Annotated in this window: 11 protein-coding genes and 1 tRNA gene; 9 read left to right on the top strand and 3 right to left on the bottom strand. The window is 56.5% G+C overall.

What is annotated here, in order from left to right; genetic code table 11:
* Positions 1–105 precede the first annotated feature (105 nt).
* From tcyJ to ACX3P5_RS10570, 4 genes are all read left to right on the top strand, one after another.
* Positions 106–906, top strand: coding sequence for a cystine ABC transporter substrate-binding protein (tcyJ, locus tag ACX3P5_RS10585; protein ID WP_233987843.1), 801 nt, complete (start codon positions 106–108; stop codon positions 904–906).
* Positions 906–1574: a cystine ABC transporter permease gene (gene tcyL / locus ACX3P5_RS10580; protein ID WP_094121744.1), complete on the top strand. Its 669-nt coding sequence runs from the start codon at positions 906–908 to the stop codon at positions 1572–1574. Before tcyJ ends, tcyL begins: the two co-directional genes overlap by 1 nt.
* On the top strand, positions 1571–2323 hold the full coding sequence (tcyN, locus tag ACX3P5_RS10575; protein WP_233987844.1) for an L-cystine ABC transporter ATP-binding protein TcyN: 753 nt from the start codon (positions 1571–1573) through the stop codon (positions 2321–2323). The genes tcyL and tcyN overlap by 4 nt, the downstream gene beginning before the upstream one ends.
* A 466-nt stretch (positions 2324–2789) precedes the next feature.
* Entirely contained in the window at positions 2790–3875 is a 1086-nt protein-coding gene (locus ACX3P5_RS10570; RefSeq protein ID WP_458968668.1) for an acyltransferase family protein, read from the top strand.
* Positions 3876–5752: 1877 nt separating this feature from the next.
* Here the strand turns inward: ACX3P5_RS10570 and putA are convergent.
* Positions 5753–9700 carry a trifunctional transcriptional regulator/proline dehydrogenase/L-glutamate gamma-semialdehyde dehydrogenase gene (putA, locus tag ACX3P5_RS10565; RefSeq protein ID WP_458968667.1) on the bottom strand — a complete coding sequence of 1316 codons (3948 nt, stop codon included), beginning with the start codon at positions 9698–9700 and terminating at the stop codon, positions 5753–5755.
* A gap of 448 nt (positions 9701–10148) precedes the next feature.
* Here putA and putP point away from each other — a divergent pair, with 448 nt between their 5' ends.
* The 5 genes from putP to phoH all read left to right on the top strand — a co-directional run bounded on the left by putP (position 10149) and on the right by phoH (position 16468).
* A complete protein-coding gene (putP, locus tag ACX3P5_RS10560; RefSeq protein ID WP_233987847.1) occupies positions 10149–11633 on the top strand; it encodes a sodium/proline symporter PutP in 1485 nt (494 codons plus the stop codon).
* Between the two features lie 193 nt (positions 11634–11826).
* Positions 11827–12654, top strand: coding sequence for an iron uptake transporter permease EfeU (efeU, locus tag ACX3P5_RS10555; protein WP_233987848.1), 828 nt, complete (start codon positions 11827–11829; stop codon positions 12652–12654).
* A gap of 52 nt (positions 12655–12706) precedes the next feature.
* Positions 12707–13819: an iron uptake system protein EfeO gene (gene efeO, locus ACX3P5_RS10550; RefSeq protein WP_233987849.1), complete on the top strand. Its 1113-nt coding sequence runs from the start codon at positions 12707–12709 to the stop codon at positions 13817–13819.
* Between the two features lie 2 nt (positions 13820–13821).
* Positions 13822–15096, top strand: a complete 1275-nt coding sequence (gene efeB, locus ACX3P5_RS10545; RefSeq protein ID WP_458968666.1) for an iron uptake transporter deferrochelatase/peroxidase subunit — start codon at positions 13822–13824, stop codon at positions 15094–15096.
* Positions 15097–15679: 583 nt separating this feature from the next.
* Positions 15680–16468, top strand: a complete 789-nt coding sequence (gene phoH / locus ACX3P5_RS10540) for a phosphate starvation-inducible protein PhoH (RefSeq protein ID WP_458968665.1) — start codon at positions 15680–15682, stop codon at positions 16466–16468.
* Positions 16469–16827: 359 nt separating this feature from the next.
* On the opposite strand, the gene ACX3P5_RS10535 is transcribed toward phoH, so the two are convergent.
* Both ACX3P5_RS10535 and ACX3P5_RS10530 read right to left on the bottom strand, forming a co-directional pair.
* On the bottom strand, positions 16828–17385 hold the full coding sequence (locus tag ACX3P5_RS10535) for a serine acetyltransferase (RefSeq protein WP_233987851.1): 558 nt from the start codon (positions 17383–17385) through the stop codon (positions 16828–16830).
* 387 nt (positions 17386–17772) lie between these two features.
* A tRNA-Ser gene (locus ACX3P5_RS10530) sits at positions 17773–17860 on the bottom strand.
* Between the last annotated feature and the right edge of the window lie 204 nt (positions 17861–18064).

Genomic DNA, 18064 nt, shown 5'->3' with positions numbered 1-18064 from the left:
CAAAAAAAACAGTTTATAATCTTGCCGTTATCACGACAGACCGGCAGCGGGATCGCAGCGTTGCCGTTATAAACTACACACAACACAATCAATAATGGGGTGAATATGACCTTTTCTCTTGTACGTCGCCAGTTGGTGATGGGCGTCATGGCCGTGGCGCTGGTCGCGGGCGTCAACGTTAAAACTTTCGCAGCGGAAAACCTGCTGAATAAAATTAAAGAGCGCGGCACGCTGCTGGTGGGTCTGGAAGGCACTTATCCGCCGTTCAGCTTCCAGGATGAAAAGGGCAAGCTGACCGGTTTTGAAGCGGAGTTCGCGCAACAACTGGCGCAGCATATGGGCGTTAAGGCCAGTCTGAAACCGACCAAATGGGACGGTATGCTGGCCTCGCTGGATGCGAAGCGCATTGATGTGGTGATCAACCAGGTCACCATCTCTGATGAGCGCAAGAAGAAGTATGACTTCTCTACGCCATACACCATCTCCGGCATTCAGGCGCTGACCATGAAAGCCAACGCGGGCACCATCACCAAACCTGCTGACCTGGCCGGTAAAAAGGTGGGCGTCGGTCTGGGCACCAACTACGAGCAGTGGCTGCGTGAAAACGTGAAAGGCGTGGATGTGCGTACCTATGATGATGACCCGACGAAATATCAGGATCTGCGCTCAGGCCGCCTGAACGCCATTCTGGTTGACCGCCTGGCCGCGCTGGATCTGGTGAAGAAAACCGGCGATACCATGGCCGTTGCGGGTGATGCGTTCTCTCGTCAGGAATCGGGCGTTGCGGTTCGTAAAGGCAACGACGACCTGCTGAAAGCGATCGACCAGGCTATCGCTGAAATGCAGAAAGATGGCTCGCTGAGCAAGCTGTCTCAGAAATGGTTTGGCGCGGACGTGACGAAATAATGCAGGAAAGTCTTCAACTGGTGCTGGATTCAGCACCTTTTTTATTAAAGGGCGCGCTGTTTACGCTGCAACTCAGCATCGGCGGGATGTTCTTCGGCCTGGTGCTGGGATTCATTCTGGCGCTGATGCGTCTGTCACGCTTCTGGCCGATCAGCTGGCTGTCGCGCATCTACGTCTCTATCTTCCGCGGTACGCCGCTGATCGCTCAGCTGTTTATGATCTACTACGGCTTACCGCAGTTTGGCATTGAACTGGACCCGATTCCGTCGGCGATGATTGGCCTGTCGCTGAATACGGCGGCCTATGCCTCAGAGTCACTGCGTGGCGCGATTTCCGCGATTGAGCGTGGTCAGTGGGAAGCGGCAGCGAGTATTGGTATGACGCGCTGGCAAACCCTGCGCCGGGTGATTCTGCCGCAGGCAGCCCGCACCGCGTTGCCGCCGCTGGGTAACAGCTTTATCAGCCTGGTTAAAGATACCTCACTGGCGGCGACCATTCAGGTGCCTGAGCTGTTCCGTCAGGCGCAGCTGATTACCTCGCGTACGCTGGAAGTCTTTACCATGTATCTGGCTGCCTCGCTGATTTACTGGGTGATGGCGACGGTGCTGTCCGCCCTGCAGAACCGGCTGGAGCAGCACGTTAATCGTCAGGATCAGGAGTCGAAATGAGTGCCATCGAAGTCAGAAAGCTGGTGAAATCCTTCAATGGCCAGACGGTGCTGCACGGCATCGATCTCGATGTCGCGGCAGGCGAAGTGGTGGCGATCATCGGTCCCAGCGGCTCGGGTAAAACCACGCTGCTGCGCAGCATTAACCTGCTGGAAGTGCCGGACAGCGGTACCATCAAAGTGGGCGATATCACCGTTGATGCGGCACTGGCGCAGAGTAAGCAAAAAGAGCAGGTGCGTCGTCTGCGTCAGCAGGTGGGCTTTGTCTTCCAGAACTTTAATCTGTTCCCGCACCGTTCGGTGATGGAGAACATTATTGAAGGCCCGGTCATCGTTAAACGCGAAGCCAGATCGGAAGCGGTGGCACGCGCCCGTGAACTGCTGGAAAAAGTCGGACTGCACGGCAAAGAGGAGAGTTATCCGCGCCGTCTTTCTGGTGGTCAGCAGCAGCGCGTGGCCATTGCCCGTGCGCTGGCGATGCGACCTGAGGTGATTCTGTTTGATGAGCCGACCTCGGCGCTGGATCCGGAGCTGGTCGGTGAGGTGCTCAACACCATCCGTGCGCTGGCCGAGGAGAAACGCACGCTGGTAATCGTGACGCATGAGATGAGCTTTGCCCGTGACGTGGCTGACCGCGCCATCTTTATGGATCAGGGGCGTATCGTCGAGCAGGGCGAAGCAAAAGCGCTGTTCAGCAATCCACAGCAGCCGCGAACCCGTCAGTTCCTCGATAAATTTCTCAGTCAGTAATGCCGCAGCCTTCCCCAGGGAGGGCTGCGTTAATCTGTTTAAAAATCACGATTTTGGCTGAATAGCGTAGCGGTTATTGCCGCGGATATTGAGCATTATCACAGTTCAATAAGCCATCGTTAAACCTTTTGGCACATCTGACAAATCTTTTCCTTTCATCGGATATAGAGTGGTTTTTATTATTGCCACTTCCTCTTATTTATTTTTTCGGGATTATCAGAAAATATTATCCTTTATCTCTGTTCTGGCGTAATTAATCGCGTCAGCGTGTGCTTTAACGATAAGTGTAAGGAAAGGTTCCACTGCGTAAATAACTGTAGCAACAGGACCATGCGGGATTTTTTAAGACTTTCGCTACATTCACCACCGATTCAATGACGAATAATCGCTGGATAACCATAAAAGCACGACTGATTTCCTCGCTTTTACTTTTCAGCGTTCTGACCTACACAGCCGGAGTCATTGAATGAACGACACCAGAACCGAACATATAGCCTGGATAAACACCCTGAAAGGGGCCTGTATATTACTGGTGGTCCTGTACCACACGGTGTTACCTGGATTTGAAGGAACAGTTAAATATCTCTCTGCCGGATGGATCCCCGCCGAAATATGGGTGCAGTTTAATACGGTCCTGTCGCCGCTACGGATGCCCGCTTTCTTTTTTGTTTCGGGCCTGCTGGCGACTAACGGTATAATTAACCGGCCCTGGAAACAGGTATTTACCAGCCGCATCACCAATCTTTTTTATCTCTATATTTTATGGGGCTTCATTCAGTGGTGGTCGATTTTAGGTATCTCCACTGAAATTACCGGCCAGCGCATTTCACAGAATCTGAATGCGGCCTACGCCGGATCGCTGATTGAGTTTCTGAAGCTGACATTTATGGCCATGAGTACGTCATGGTACTTATATGGGCTTGGACTCTATTTCCTCTGCGCCAAACTTTTTCGTCAATATAAACTGGTGCTGATGGCAGCGGCAATTCTGCTGAACTATCTGGCAGTTGAAAAGATTATTCCCTACTGGGGCCCACAGAGTCTGGCGCAATATTTCCTTTTCTTCCTGCTGGGCGCGTTCTGGAGCCAGACGATGCTGCGCCTGAGCGAGTGGCGTCGTGAAAACTACACACCCTGGGCCATCCTGGCCGCGCTGGCGGGTATTCACGCGATATTCGGTCTGGATAAGAGTCTGTTCATGTGCATCCTGGCGGTGCTGTTCAGTATTGCCGCCTGCCGCTGGCTGAATCTGCATTTCAGCATGCGTTATATAAACTGGATTGGCCGGAATACGCTGCAGATTTATGTCATACACCGTATTTTTATCGAGTTTTTCGGTATGTCAGCGATCCTGTTTGCACAGCGCCACCATCTGTTTGAGCAGGCGTGGTTTTCATTCCTCTGGGCCTGTTTCTATCCGCTGGCGATTGTGGGCCTCTGTTCGCTCTGTTCGGTGGCGATCTGGTCGCTGACCAACCGTGGACTGGGGCAGTCACTGTTTGTGTTTCCAACACTGATGAAAAGGGCGCCTGGCGGCGCGAGCAGTGGGTAAGTTACGCTTAGCAGCGGGCTGGGGCCGGTTTCGCCTGGCGGCGGGCTGGAGCTGGGGTCAGGTTACGCATAGCTGCGGGCTGGCACTGAGCGGGTTTCGCACGGCAGCGGGCTGGCATTGAGTAAGGTTTCGCCCGCCAGGCGCTGGGGAGTTTCAGGTTGCCTGAGCGGGCGGACGCGTCAAGGGGCGGCCGCCCGCCCCTTAACAATCCCGGCGTCCGGCTGCCTTAGCGCCACGCTGCGCGCGGTGCCTTCGTCATTCACTGCGGCCGACGGACCGTCCGGACTCGCCGTCCCTGGCGAGGCCGTCCTTTCGCCGACGTCCTGTCGGCTCTTCCTGGCCTTCGCTCATTCCTCAGCGCTGCGGACGCCTCTGACAACCCCCCGTCTGTGATTTCTTACATTTTTCATGCGGTCCGGAGCTGGCTGATGACGGGGTGATTACGCCTGGCGGCGGGCTGGGGTCAGGTTACGCTAGCGGCGGGCTGGCACTGAGCGGGTTTCGCATGGCAGCGGGCTGGCACTGAGTAAGGTTTCGCCCGCCAGGCGCTGGGGAGTTTCAGATTGCCGGAGCGGGCGGACGCGTTAAGGGGCGGACGCCCGCCCCTTAACAATCCCGGCGTCCGGCTGCCTTAGCGCCACGCTGCGCGCGGTACCTTCGTCACTCACTGCGGCCGACGGACCGTCCGGACTCGCCGTCCCTGGCGAGGCCGTCCTTTCGCCGACGTCCTGTCGGCTCTTCCTGGCCTCCGCTCACTCCTCAGCGCTTCGGACGCCTCTGACAAACCCCCGACTGTGATTTCTTACATTTTTCATGCGGTCCGGAGCTGGCTGATGACTGGGTGATTGCGCCTGGCGGCGGGCTGGGGTCAGGTTACGCTAGCGGCGGGCTGGCACTGAGCGGGTTTCGCATGGCAGCGGGCTGGCACTGAGTAAGGTTTCGCCCGCCAGGCGCTGGGGAGTTTCAGATTGCCCGAGCGGGCGGACGCGTCAAGGGGCGGACGCCCGCCCCTTAACAATCCCGGCGTCCGGCTGCCTTCGCGCCACGCTGCGCGCGGTGCCTTCGTCATTCCCTGCGGCCGACGGACCGTCCGGACTCGCCGTCCCTGGCGAGGCCGTCCTTTCGCCGACGTCCTGTCGGCTCTTCCTGGCCTCCGCTTACTCCTCAGCGCTGCGGACGCCTTTGGCAACCCCCGCCTGTAAATTCTTAAATGTTATGTAGCCCGGCATTGTCTGGCAGCTCACGAATACGGATGCGTCTGGCAAACTCCGGTACGTAATTCCTGAATGGTTATCCGGCTCTGCCCGGTGTGGTCGCTGGCAAACTAAAAAACTGACAGCAGCGGAAGCTAGTCCCTACAGCAACGAAGAATCTGAAAAGAAACACAGAAATAACAGCGAGGGGTGGGGAGGCCGTCTGAAGCGCTGAGCGGATGAGGGATTTCAGGACGAGCGACAGGGATGTCGCGAAGAGGCGGGGCCGCGCCAGGGATGGCGCGTCCCGGCCGGTCCGTAAGAAATCCGGAAGAAGCGAAGGGACCGCGAAGCGGCGGTGAAGCAGGCCGGAGCCCGGGGTCAAGGGGGCGCGGCGACTGGCGCCCCCTTGTCGGTCGCCGGCAGCGGCGAAGCTGAAACTGCCACAGCCAGCCGGCGAACGAAACCCGCTCCCAGCCCGTTCGCGCAGCGAACCCCCACCAGCCAGCCGGCGAACGAAACCTTCTCAGAGCCCGTTCGCGCAGCGAACCCCACCAGCCATCCGGCGAACGAAACCTCTCCCAGCCCGTTCGCGCAGCGAACCCTAACCCAGCCGATCGGCGGCTCGAAACCCGCTTTCAGCCCGTTCGCGCAGCGAACCCCATCAGCCCCAGCGGGCGCCCCTTACCCTATGGTCATCAGACTGGCATTGCCGCCAGCCGCGGCGGTATTCACACTGAGCGAACGCTCAATCAGCAACCGCTCCAGCAGCAGATTAGTCTCACCGCGGGCGAAGCCCTGCACCGACACAATCGCGCCTTCACGCGCCGCAATCTGCTCGCACAGGGTCCGCAGCTGATCGGCATCACCGTGATAGATCACCGCATCAAACTCAGCGCTTAACGGATCGCGCGCCAGGGTGATACGGGCTTTCACTGCGTCTGGCAGGCTTGCCAGCAGGCGACGATGCAACTCATCATCCTGCCACAGCGCCTTGCTGCCGACGCTGGTCACCGCCGCCAGCTGCACTAAAGCATCCTGCTCATTGTCGGCCAGACAGAGCACCTGATCACGAGGCAGCAGCGAGAAGGTATTGCGCTCGCCCGTCGGGCCTGGCAGCAACCGCACTACGCCTGCCTGCGCCAGATCGGCATAGTGCTGACACAACGCCGCCAGCTCAGGCTTCTCTTTCGCCCAGCCTGCCAGCGCCTGATGCGGTGCCAGCAGCGCCTGACGCAGCGTCGTGTCGGCAGGGCATATAGCATCCTGACGATCGAAAGTCAGCCGCAGCGCGCCATCCGGACGATGCGCCAGCAGACGATAGAGGTAGAGCGGACCGCCCGCTTTCGGGCCGGTGCCGGATAAGCCCTCGCCGCCAAACGGCTGCACGCCCACTACGGCACCGACCATGTTGCGGTTAACGTAGAGATTGCCGACCCGGGCGTTCGCCGTCACCTGGGCAATGGTCTCGTCGATGCGGGTATGCACGCCCAGCGTCAGGCCGTAACCCGAGGCGTTGATCTGATCCACAATCTGCGGCAGTGCATTACGGGTGAAGCGCACCACATGCAGCACCGGACCAAACACCTCTTTATCCAGATCGGTCACCTTATCCAGCTCAATCAGGGTCGGCCTGATAAAGGTGCCGCTGCTCCACTCTTTGCTATCCTGCGGGTTCTCCTGCACCGCCTGATAGACCGTGAAGCCTTTATTGCGCATCGCCTGAATGTGACGCTCGATATTGGTTTTGGCTTCGGCATCAATCACCGGACCAATATCGGTCGACAGACGCTCCGGATTGCCCATCCGGCATTCCGCCATCGCGCCGCGCAGCATCTTCAGGGTATGGTCAGCCACATCTTCCTGGATGCAGAGCAGACGCAGGGCCGAGCAGCGCTGACCGGCGCTATCGAAGGCCGAAGCGACGATATCAATCACCACCTGCTCAGTCAGCGCGGAGGAGTCGACGATCATCGCATTCATCCCGCCGGTTTCGGCAATCAGCGGCGTCGGACGACCTTGTGGGTCGAGACGACCCGCCAGATTACGTTGCAGCAGCGTGGCGACCGCGGTTGAACCGGTGAACATCACGCCGCGAACCCGATCGTCACCGGTCAGTTGCGCGCCGACCGTCTCACCCAGGCCAGGCAGCAGTTGCAGCACGCCCGCCGGCACGCCCGCATCCAGCAGAATCTGTACCGCCTGCGCCGCAATCAGCGGTGTCTGCTCCGCCGGTTTGGCCAGCACGCTGTTTCCCGCTGCCAGCGCTGCGGCAATCTGTCCGGTAAAGATCGCCAGCGGGAAGTTCCACGGGCTGATACAGACCACCGGACCCAGTGGACGGTGGGTTTCGTTATCGAAATCTTCCCGCACCATACCGGCGTAGTAATAGAGGAAGTCGACCGCTTCACGGACTTCGGCAATGGCGTTGTTGTAAGTTTTGCCCGCTTCACGCACCAGAATGCCAATCAGCTGCTGCAGCTGGCCTTCCATGATTTGCGCGGCGCGTTCCAGGATCGCGGCACGCTCCTGCGGCGGCGTGGCGAACCAGATCGGTCCGCTGTTGACCGCAGCGTCCAGCGCCTGCGAGACTTCCTGCTCTGTCGCTTCACGCACCTGGCCGACAACATCGTTTGGCGCCGCCGGGTTAATGATAGTGCGGGTTTCCCCGTCGCCCGGCTCACCTTCAATCATCGGCTGCGCCAGCCACGGCTGCGCGGCACTGCTCAGCAGTGCGCTGGAGAGTGAGGCCAGACGATGTTCATTGGCCATATCCAGACCGGCTGAATTGACGCGTTCAGCACCGTACAAATCGCGCGGCAGGGGGATCTTCGGATGCGGCAGGCCAATGGCGCCTTCGCTGGCCCCGAGCTTCTCCACCGCGCTGACCGGATCGGCAACCAGCTCATCAATCGGCAGCGAGGTATCCGCAATACGGTTAACGAAGGAGGTGTTGGCACCGTTTTCCAGCAGGCGACGCACCAGGTAAGCCAGCAGCGTTTCGTGCGTGCCGACCGGGGCATAAATGCGGCAGGGACGATTCAGTTTGCCGTCCGCCACTTTACCCACCACCTGCTCATACAGCGGTTCGCCCATGCCGTGCAGGCACTGGAACTCATACTGACCAGGATAGTAGTTGTTACCGGCCAGCTGATAAATCGCCGCCAGCGTATGGGCGTTGTGGGTGGCAAACTGTGGGTAGATCAGGTTAGGCACCGCCAGCAGTTTACGGGCGCAGGCCAGATAAGAGATATCGGTATAGACCTTACGGGTATACACCGGATAGCCCTCCAGCCCTTCCATCTGGGCGCGTTTGATTTCGCTGTCCCAGTAGGCCCCTTTGACCAGACGGATCATCAGGCGGCGACGGCTGCGCTGCGCCAGATCGATCAGCTCATCAATCACAAACGGACAGCGCTTCATATAGGCCTGGATGACAAAACCGATGCCGTTCCAGCCTTCCAGTTCCGGCTCGAAACAGAGTTTTTCCAGCAGGTCGAGTGACAGCTCCAGCCGGTCAGCCTCTTCCGCATCGATGTTGATGCCGATGTCATAGGAACGAGCCAGCAGCGTCAGCGATTTCAGAATAGGGTAGAGCTCCTCCATCACCCGCTCATACTGGGCGCGGCTATAGCGCGGATGCAGCGCCGACAGCTTAATCGAGATGCCCGGGCCTTCATAAATGCCACGACCATTCGACGCTTTACCGATGGCGTGAATCGCCTGCTGATAGGAGATCAGATAGGCTTTAGCATCGCTGGCGGTTAGCGCCGCTTCACCCAGCATGTCATAGGAGTAACGGAAACCTTTCTCTTCCAGCTTACGGGCGTTAGCCAGCGCTTCAGCAATGGTTTCGCCCGTGACGAACTGCTCACCCATCAGACGCATCGCCATATCGACGCCTTTGCGGATCAGCGGTTCGCCACTCTTGCCAATAATGCGGTTTAGCGAGCGCGACAGGTTGGCTTCATTATGCGTAGAGACCAGGCGACCGGTAAACAGCAGTCCCCAGGTGGCGGCATTTACGAACAGTGACGGGCTGCGTCCAAGATGCGACTGCCAGTTGCCGTTGCTGATCTTATCGCGGATCAGCGCATCTCGGGTGGGCTTGTCCGGAATGCGTAATAGCGCTTCGGCGAGGCACATCAGCGCGACGCCTTCCTGCGAGGATAAAGAGAACTCCTGCAGCAGGCTTTGCACCATGCCAGCGCGTCCGGTTGCCCCTTTCTGGTGCCGCAGCTTATCGGCTAACTGATAAGCCAGCTGATGCGTTTTTTCGGCCAGCGCCGCGGGCAGGCGCGCCTGCTCCAGCAGCATCGGCACCGCATCGGTCTCCGGGCGACGCCAGGCGGCGGTCACGCTGGAACGGGTCACCGACTGCGGCAGAATCTGCTCTGCGAAGTCCAGGAACGGCTGATGCGCTTCCTCGGTCAGCACCTCATCCGCCTCCACGGTTGCCTGTCCGGATAACGGGATTTCAGGCAGTGAATCGCCCGACTCAAGCTGGCCGAGGTAGTTGAAGATCGCCTGCTTAATCAGCCAGTGTGGCGTGCGATCAATACGCTGGGCAGCCAGTTTGATGCGCTCGCGAGTCGCGTCATCCAGTTTTACACCCATGGTGGTTGTACCCATGAATCCAGTGCTCCTTATAGTGGTTCGATACGGCGTGGCTGCACTATCACTTAAGTTGCAACTTTGTGCAACCGTGTTAAATGTGAGCCAGTTAACACCCTTTTAATGCCGCCGATTGTTAACTTTTGCAGACCGGCACGGATATTGCTGCAAGATCCTCGCCAATCTGGCAGGCCCGGTAAACCGCGGTTTCTGTGAGGTTGTGCCAGGGTGCAACTTGAGATCTGTGAGCGAGTGCAACCTCTGAGCACATTTTCGCAATCGGTTAGTGAAATCGCTGTAACGCCTGTGTTAAATCCATTGTGCGCGGAACGCCTTTCCGGCAGGATACCGCGCCGCAGGGAAACGGCGAACGCCCTGACGAGGATAATCGGTCCGTTTTGCCCCGTTCCGGCAAGCAGGCAGCTGGCGATTTCTCTGGGATATCAAATAATAAGTGGAGAGACAGATGAGTCTAAGTACACCGATGCTGGTGACCTTTGTGGTTTATATTCTTGGGATGGTGCTAATCGGTTTTGTGGCGTACCGCTCAACCAAAAATTTCGATGACTACATCCTTGGCGGTCGCAGTCTCGGCAGCGTGGTGACGGCACTCTCGGCTGGCGCATCAGACATGAGCGGCTGGCTACTGATGGGATTACCAGGAGCCATTTTCATCTCCGGCATTTCGGAAAGCTGGATTGCAATTGGCCTGACCATTGGCGCCTGGCTGAACTGGAAAATCGTTGCCGGTCGTCTGCGGGTGCAGACCGAGCATCACAACAACGCTCTGACGCTACCGGACTTCTTTACCAGCCGTTTTGAAGATCACAGCAAAATCCTGCGCGTCATCTCGGCAATCGTCATTCTGGTGTTCTTCACTATCTATTGCGCCTCGGGCGTGGTGGCGGGCGCGCGTCTGTTTGAAAGCACCTTCGGCATGAGTTATCAGACGGCGCTGTGGGCCGGTGCTGCCGCCACCATTCTCTATACGCTGGTCGGCGGTTTCCTCGCGGTGAGCTGGACGGACACGGTGCAGGCCAGCCTGATGATTTTCGCGCTGATCCTGACGCCGGTGTTTGTGATTATCGCGGTGGGCGGCTGGTCTGACTCGCTGGCGGTGATCGAAGCGAAAAGCCTCGAAAACCTCGACATGCTGAAAGGGCTTAACGTTGTGGCGGTGATTTCGCTGCTTGGCTGGGGGCTGGGTTACTTTGGTCAGCCGCACATTCTGGCGCGCTTTATGGCGGCAGATTCGCACCGTTCAATCCGTACCGCGCGCCGTATCGGCATGGCCTGGATGATCCTCTGTCTGATCGGTGCGGTTGGCGTAGGCTTCTTCGGTATCGCTTACTTCCAGAACAACCCGACGCTGGCTTCCGGCGTCAACGATAACGCCGAGCGGGTCTTTATTGAGCTGGCACGTATCCTGTTCAACCCGTGGGTGGCCGGTATTCTGCTGTCAGCCATTCTGGCCGCGGTGATGTCGACCCTGAGCTGTCAGCTGCTGGTCTGCTCCAGCGCCCTGACTGAAGATCTCTATAAAGGTTTTCTGCGTAAGAACGCCAGCCAGAAGGAACTGGTGTGGGTCGGACGTCTGATGGTGCTGCTGGTGGCGCTGATTGCGATCGCGCTGGCGTCGAATCCGGAAAACCGGGTGCTGGGTCTGGTCAGCTACGCCTGGGCAGGTTTCGGTGCAGCCTTTGGGCCAGTGGTGCTGTTTGGTGTCTGCTGGAAGCGGATGAACCGCAACGGTGCACTGGCTGGCATGATCGTCGGCGCATTAACTGTGCTGGTGTGGAAACAGTATGGCTGGCTGGGACTGTATGAAATCATCCCAGGCTTCCTGTTCGCCAGCATCGCCATTGTCGTGTTCAGCCTGCTGGGTCGTGAACCTTCAGCCGAAGCGCAACAGCGCTTTGACGCGGCAGAAGCGGAGTTCCAGACGAAATAAACTCCGCACGGTCTGAAAAAGCCCGCCCGGTGATCCCGGCGGGCTTTTTTTTGTTACAAAGATAAACCACTCAAATGCGAAATTATCTCATTCGGCAACTTGTTTTTTTCGTGGCGATAATGATAATCGGTATCGTTTACACTTTACCTGATTTTACTTTCATTGACGCTGCTTAACATTCAAGAGGTTGGCGATGTTTGTTCCGTTTCTCATCATGCTGCGCGAAGGGTTAGAAGCCGCACTGATTGTCAGCCTGATCGCCAGCTATCTGAAGCGCACCCAGCGCACTCAGTGGTTCCCCGCCATGTGGGCCGGGGTGTTTATCGCCGCAGCGCTCTGCCTGGGGCTGGGCCTGTTCATCAACGCGACAACCGGCGAATTTCCGCAGAAACAGCAGGAGCTGTTTGAAGGGCTGGTGGCGCTGGTGGCGGTGGTGATCCTGACCTCGATGGTGTTCTGGATGCGCAAAGTGGCGCGCAACATTAAGGTCGAACTGGAGCAGGCGGTGGACCAGGCGCTACAGCGCTCGGGACGCGGCGGCCTGGCGCTGGTGCTGATGGTCTTCCTGGCGGTCGCGCGTGAAGGGCTGGAGTCAGTGTTCTTTCTGCTGGCGGCTTTTACTCAGGATGTCGGCTACGCGCCGCCGATTGGCGCGGTGCTCGGGCTGGCGACCGCTGTGGTGCTGGGAATGCTGCTTTACTGGGGCGGGATTCGCCTCAACATGGCCCATTTCTTCCGCTGGACCAGCATCTTCATCCTGTTTGTTGCAGCGGGACTGGCCGCCGGGGCGATTCGCGCTTTTCACGAAGCCGGTTTGTGGAATCGCTTTCAGGATGTGGCGTTCGATCTCAGCAACACCTTATCGACCCACTCGCTGTTCGGCACGCTGCTGGAAGGCGTGCTGGGCTATCAGGAAGCTCCCAGCGTCAGCGAGGTGGCGGTGTGGTGCCTCTATCTGATCCCGGCCCTGATTCTGTTTTTTATGCCCGCGCGGCCTGCTGCGTCGGCGACGGTGCGCTAAGCCATTTATCGGGCGCGCCAGCCGCGCTCATTAACGTGATAGGGAAAGAGATATGACAATGCGTTTTCGCCGCAAGGCACTGCTGCTTCCTCTGCTGGCGATCTCTGCCTCCGCGGCAGCGGCGGTGCCACAGGTGACCGTAACGGTTAATGACAAGCAGTGTGAGCCAATGACCTTAACCGTCAAGGCCGGTAAAACCCAGTTCCTGATTAAAAACAACAGCCAGAAAGCGCTGGAGTGGGAGATCCTGAAAGGAGTAATGGTGGTTGAAGAGCGCGAAAATATCGCGCCAGGTTTCAGCCAGAAACTGACTGCCAACCTGCAGGCGGGCGAATATGAGATGACCTGCGGCCTGTTGAGCAACCCGAAAGGTAAGCTGGTAGTGGAAGGTGAGGGTGCGGCAAAAAGTGCGCCCTCTGAGCGGATGCAACTGGTCGGCCCAATCAGCGCCTACAAAGCCTACGTCACTGAGCAGGTGAGCCAGCTGGTGAGCCATACCCAGGCCTTTACCGATGCGGTCAAAGCTGGCGATGTCGAAAAAGCCAAAGCGCTGTTTGCTCCGACGCGTCAGTATTATGAGCGCATTGAGCCAATTGCTGAGCTGTTCTCCGATCTCGACGGCAGCATTGACGCCCGTGAAGATGATTATGAGAAGAAAGCGGAAGATCCTAAATTTACCGGCTTTCACCGGCTGGAAAAAGCGCTGTTCGCCGATCGCAGCACCGAAGGGATGGCCGGCTACGCGGATCAGCTGAATAAAGACGTTAAAGATTTGCAGACCCGCATCAGCGAACTGGCCTTCCCGCCAGCCAAAGTGGTTGGCGGCGCGGCTGGGCTGATTGAAGAGGTCGCCTCCAGCAAAATTTCCGGTGAAGAAGATCGCTACAGCCGCACTGACCTGTGGGACTTCCAGGCCAACGTTGACGGTGCGCAGAAAATTGTTGAGCTGCTGCGGCCGATGGTCAGCCAGGCTAACCCGCAGTTACTGGCGAAAATCGACGGCAACTTCAAAAAAGTGGATGCGATTCTGAGTAAATATCGCACCAAAACCGGTTTCGAATCCTATGAGAAACTGACCAGCGCCGATCGTAATGCGCTGAAAGGGCCGATTACCGCGCTGGCGGAAGATCTTTCATTACTGCGTGGCACCCTGGGTCTGGATTAATCATGAGTCGTCAGGAAGATGACGCGCAGCCCGCGCGTCGTCGTTTACTAAAAGGGCTGGGCCTGCTGGGCGGGGCGGCCGCACTGGGTGGCGGTTGCCCGTTTCACGCCGCCGCCGACAGCTTCTCACCGGGTACGGTAACGCCGCAGGCACGGCAGCAGACGCAGCCGTTTTACGGTCCGCATCAGGCAGGCATCGTGACGCCACAGCAGGCATCAATGATGCTGGTGGCGTTCGATCTGCTGAGCAGCGATAAAGCGGAGCTGGAACGGCTGTTTCGCCTGTTGACGCAGCGCATCGCTTTTCTCACGGCGGGCGGTCCAGCACCTGCGGTGACCAATCCCCGCCTGCCACCGATGGATTCCGGTATTCTGGGCGCGACCATCGCGCCGGATAACCTGACGATTACCGTGTCGGTCGGCAATTCGCTGTTTGATGAACGCTTTGGTCTGGCGCCGCACAAGCCGAAAAAATTGCAGCCGATGACTCGCTTTCCCAATGATTCGCTGGATGCCAGTCAGTGTCATGGCGATCTGCTGTTGCAGCTCTGTGCCAACACTCAGGATACGGTGATTCATGCCCTGCGGGATATCATCAAGCATACGCCTGACCTGCTTGGCGTACGCTGGCGGCGTGAAGGCTTTATCTCCGATCACGCGGCGCGCAGCCAGGGGCAGGAGACGCCCATCAACCTGCTGGGCTTCAAAGACGGGACGGCCAATCCGGATACTCACAATCGGGCGCTGATGAATCAGCTGTTGTGGGTGACGGACGATCAGGATGAACCCGCCTGGGCGCGTAACGGCAGCTATCAGGCGGTGCGCCTGATCCGTTTTCACGTTGAGATGTGGGACCGTACGCCGCTGGGCGAGCAACAGACCATTTTTGGCCGCGATAAGCTGAGCGGGGCGCCGCTGGGTATGCAGCATGAACGCGATATCCCCGATTATCAGCGCGATCCGGAAGGCGAGGTGATTGCGCTGGATGCGCACATCCGGCTGGCAAATCCGCGTACGCCGGAAACCGCCAGCAGCCTGATGCTGCGTCGCGGCTACAGCTATTCTGCCGGCATCTCCGCTTCCGGTCAGCTGGAGATGGGGCTGTTGTTCGTCTGTTATCAGCACGATCTGGAAAAGGGTTTTATTACGGTCCAGAAGCGTCTGAATGGCGAAGCGCTGGAAGAATATATCCGGCCGTTTGGCGGCGGCTATTTTTTTGTTCTGCCCGGCGTTACCGATGTGAATCATTATTTAGCCCAGCCGCTGCTGGAAGCCTGATTAAATTTCATCCACATCGCGCTGTCTGGCCCCGGACAGCGCTTTTTTTTGGCGTAACAGCGAGCCGGGGCGGTTCCTGGCTCAGCTTTTACTGAAATTTTAACGCGAGCTTTAGTGTGACAGAATAAAGCAACTATCTGATTTTTATGGATATTTTTATTTGTTGAGGCTAAAGTTATCCTGCGCAATTCGCAATTACTTTGCCATGAAGTAAAATTACTGTTGCAAAGCGCCAATAAAATGGTGCACTTTAATCAGTAAGCGTAATCAGACGTGTTGATGTATCACACTGGAGTTCGCGCATGGGTCGATTCTTTTATGGAAAGTCTGTATCAGTAAATAGATTACGCTTAACCGCGAGGGCTATTCTGCCTCGTCATATCCTCCTCTCTTCAACGTTCTCTCTTGTCATTTCGCATCCTTTTTTTACCGGTGTACAGCAACGCTGTGGTGCTGCTGCATGCCTGATTTCATGGCCTGTCACGGCTCTAAAGGAAGCCAACTGAAACCTCTAAAGCGTTCACGTAATCGCAACGGGCAATTCGCCTGACGCGGGAAATGAAACCAACTGTAAGGTGCCACTATGGGAAGACAGAAAGCAGTGATCAAAGCGCGTCGGGAAGCAAGACGAGTGCTTCGCAATGACTCCCGGAGTCATCGTCAGCGTGAAGAAGAATCGGTCACTTCGCTGGTGCAAATGGGTGGGCTGGACTCGATTGGTATGGCGCGCGATGTGCGTGACCGGGGACCGATTGAAGCCCGTAATGAAGCTCAGGCGCACTATCTCAACGCCATAGAAACGAAACAGCTGATCTTTGCCACCGGTGAAGCCGGTTGCGGCAAAACCTGGATCAGCGCTGCGAAAGCGGCAGAGGCCCTGATTCATAAGGATATTGACAGGATTATCGTTACGCGCCCGGTATTACAGGCCGATGAGGATCTGGGATTCCTTCCCGGCGATATCTCTGAGAAATTCGCGCCCTATTTCCGACCGGTGTACGACATTCTGGTTAAACGGCTCGGCGCATCCTTTATGCAATATTGTCTGCGCCCGGAAATTGCCAAGGTCGAGATCGCTCCGTTCGCCTATATGCGCGGCCGGACCTTTGAAAATGCGGTTGTTATCCTGGATGAGGCGCAGAACGTCACCGCCGCCCAGATGAAAATGTTCCTGACCCGACTGGGCGAAAACGTCACGGTCATTGTCAATGGTGATATTACCCAGTGCGACTTGCCCGCTGGGGTGCCTTCTGGTCTCGCAGACGCGCTGGCGCGTTTCGAAGAGGACGAGATGGTTGGCATCGTACGTTTTGGCAAAGAGGATTGTGTGCGTTCTGCGCTGTGTCAGCGCACCCTGCACGCGTATTGCTAGCGTTTGATTGAGTAGAAGTGTAGCGCCCAAACCCGGCTTCGGCCGGGTTTTCTTTTTGTCTTTATTGGTAATGATAACGCGCCGCAGTGAGCATCAGGTGTCGACGTAATATTACCGGTCAGGTCATATGACGTTACCTTGTTAAATACGGCACAGCCTGAACATTAATTTAAACAGGTAATATGGATTAAGAGCAGCTAACCACTTTACGGCAGCGACTTACAGGCTTGCTCTGGCAACGCTGATCTATTCAGCTTTAGTCGCTGCCGTCACTCTTTGCAGGATAACGATTAGGGCGGTTTACCTGTAATCATTAAACTCAACAGACATTTCGGCAAGGTTAAAGAAGCGTCAGAAAATCATTCAGGCCTGATAACCTGCATTTTTTCTGTGTAAACAACACTATTGTCGGGGATGTTCTGATTGATAAATGACATGGCTCCGATAGTCACGTTGTTTCCTATGATCAGTGAGTCGCCGATGATGCAACTTCCGGCCCCGACTTCAACGTTGTCGCCAATGATAATGCGGACTGCCATGCTGTTATCTGAGCGACCGGAGATGCCGATGGTTGAGTTTTGGCGGATCTTAAAATTGCAGCCGATAACGGTGCATCCATTGATCACTACCGATAAAAAGTGACTGACTTTTAAACCTGGTCCTATTTGGGTACCTGGCTGAATCTCAGTGTTGTATTTCTGAATTAATTTTCTATTAATTCTATGCGCCATCTTTTTTAATAACCTGCTGTCGGAATTGTATAAAAAGGAAACAATTCGCCACCAGAAGTTAAACCGCCTGTCCGGACACTTAAACGCCTTGTGGAACGTACGTACCCAGCTAAAGGGTTTATCACTTATCATAACTTCGCGGCGTAAGCATTCATGCAGGTGTTTTTTTAATTCATCTTTTTTCATGTTTTTATCTGGGACTTTTAAATAATTAGCCGCGTATATTAGCAGGCTTCAGTAAACACTTTTTGCGCCAGGTCATTTACCTTAAAACAGAGTTAAATAAAAGTCATTCGAATTAACGATAATGGAAGTTTAATTAACAGTCTCAAATAACAATAATGAACAAAGGATTGGCTTATATAAGGGGGCTGCGGAACTGGAGAGTGCTGATAACGGATCGCCAGGGCAGGATAGCTTCGCACCTTGTAGCGCTCGCCCTGCGGGCAGCGTCGCAGGCTCCGCTGTTCAACGGGCTGCGCCCGTTGTCGAACCCCGGCGGGGCTTCTCACCCGTTCAGTGAATGGCGCATAAAAAAAAGCCTGAACTTTCGTTCAGGCTCTTCTTTGAATGTGGCGGTGAGAGGGGGATTCGAACCCCCGATACGTTGCCGTATACACACTTTCCAGGCGTGCTCCTTCAGCCACTCGGACACCTCACCACATTTTTTCCATTGACCGCGCCGGGTCAACGGGGCGCTACTATAGGGAGTCGGCTGAAAAGGGTCAAGTACTATTTTTCTCTTTTGTTCTATTCGCTTAACCTCTGAACGAATCGATTTAGCCTTGTTCGCTACGCCGGTTTTGTCATCAAACTGAAACCCGGATGACACAAAAAGATCACCCGATCGTCGCAAAATTACCGA

The organism is Pantoea sp. S-LA4, assembly GCF_054482835.1.
Note: the sequence above shows the minus strand (reverse complement) of the source record. Positions and strands in the feature narration are given on the sequence as shown.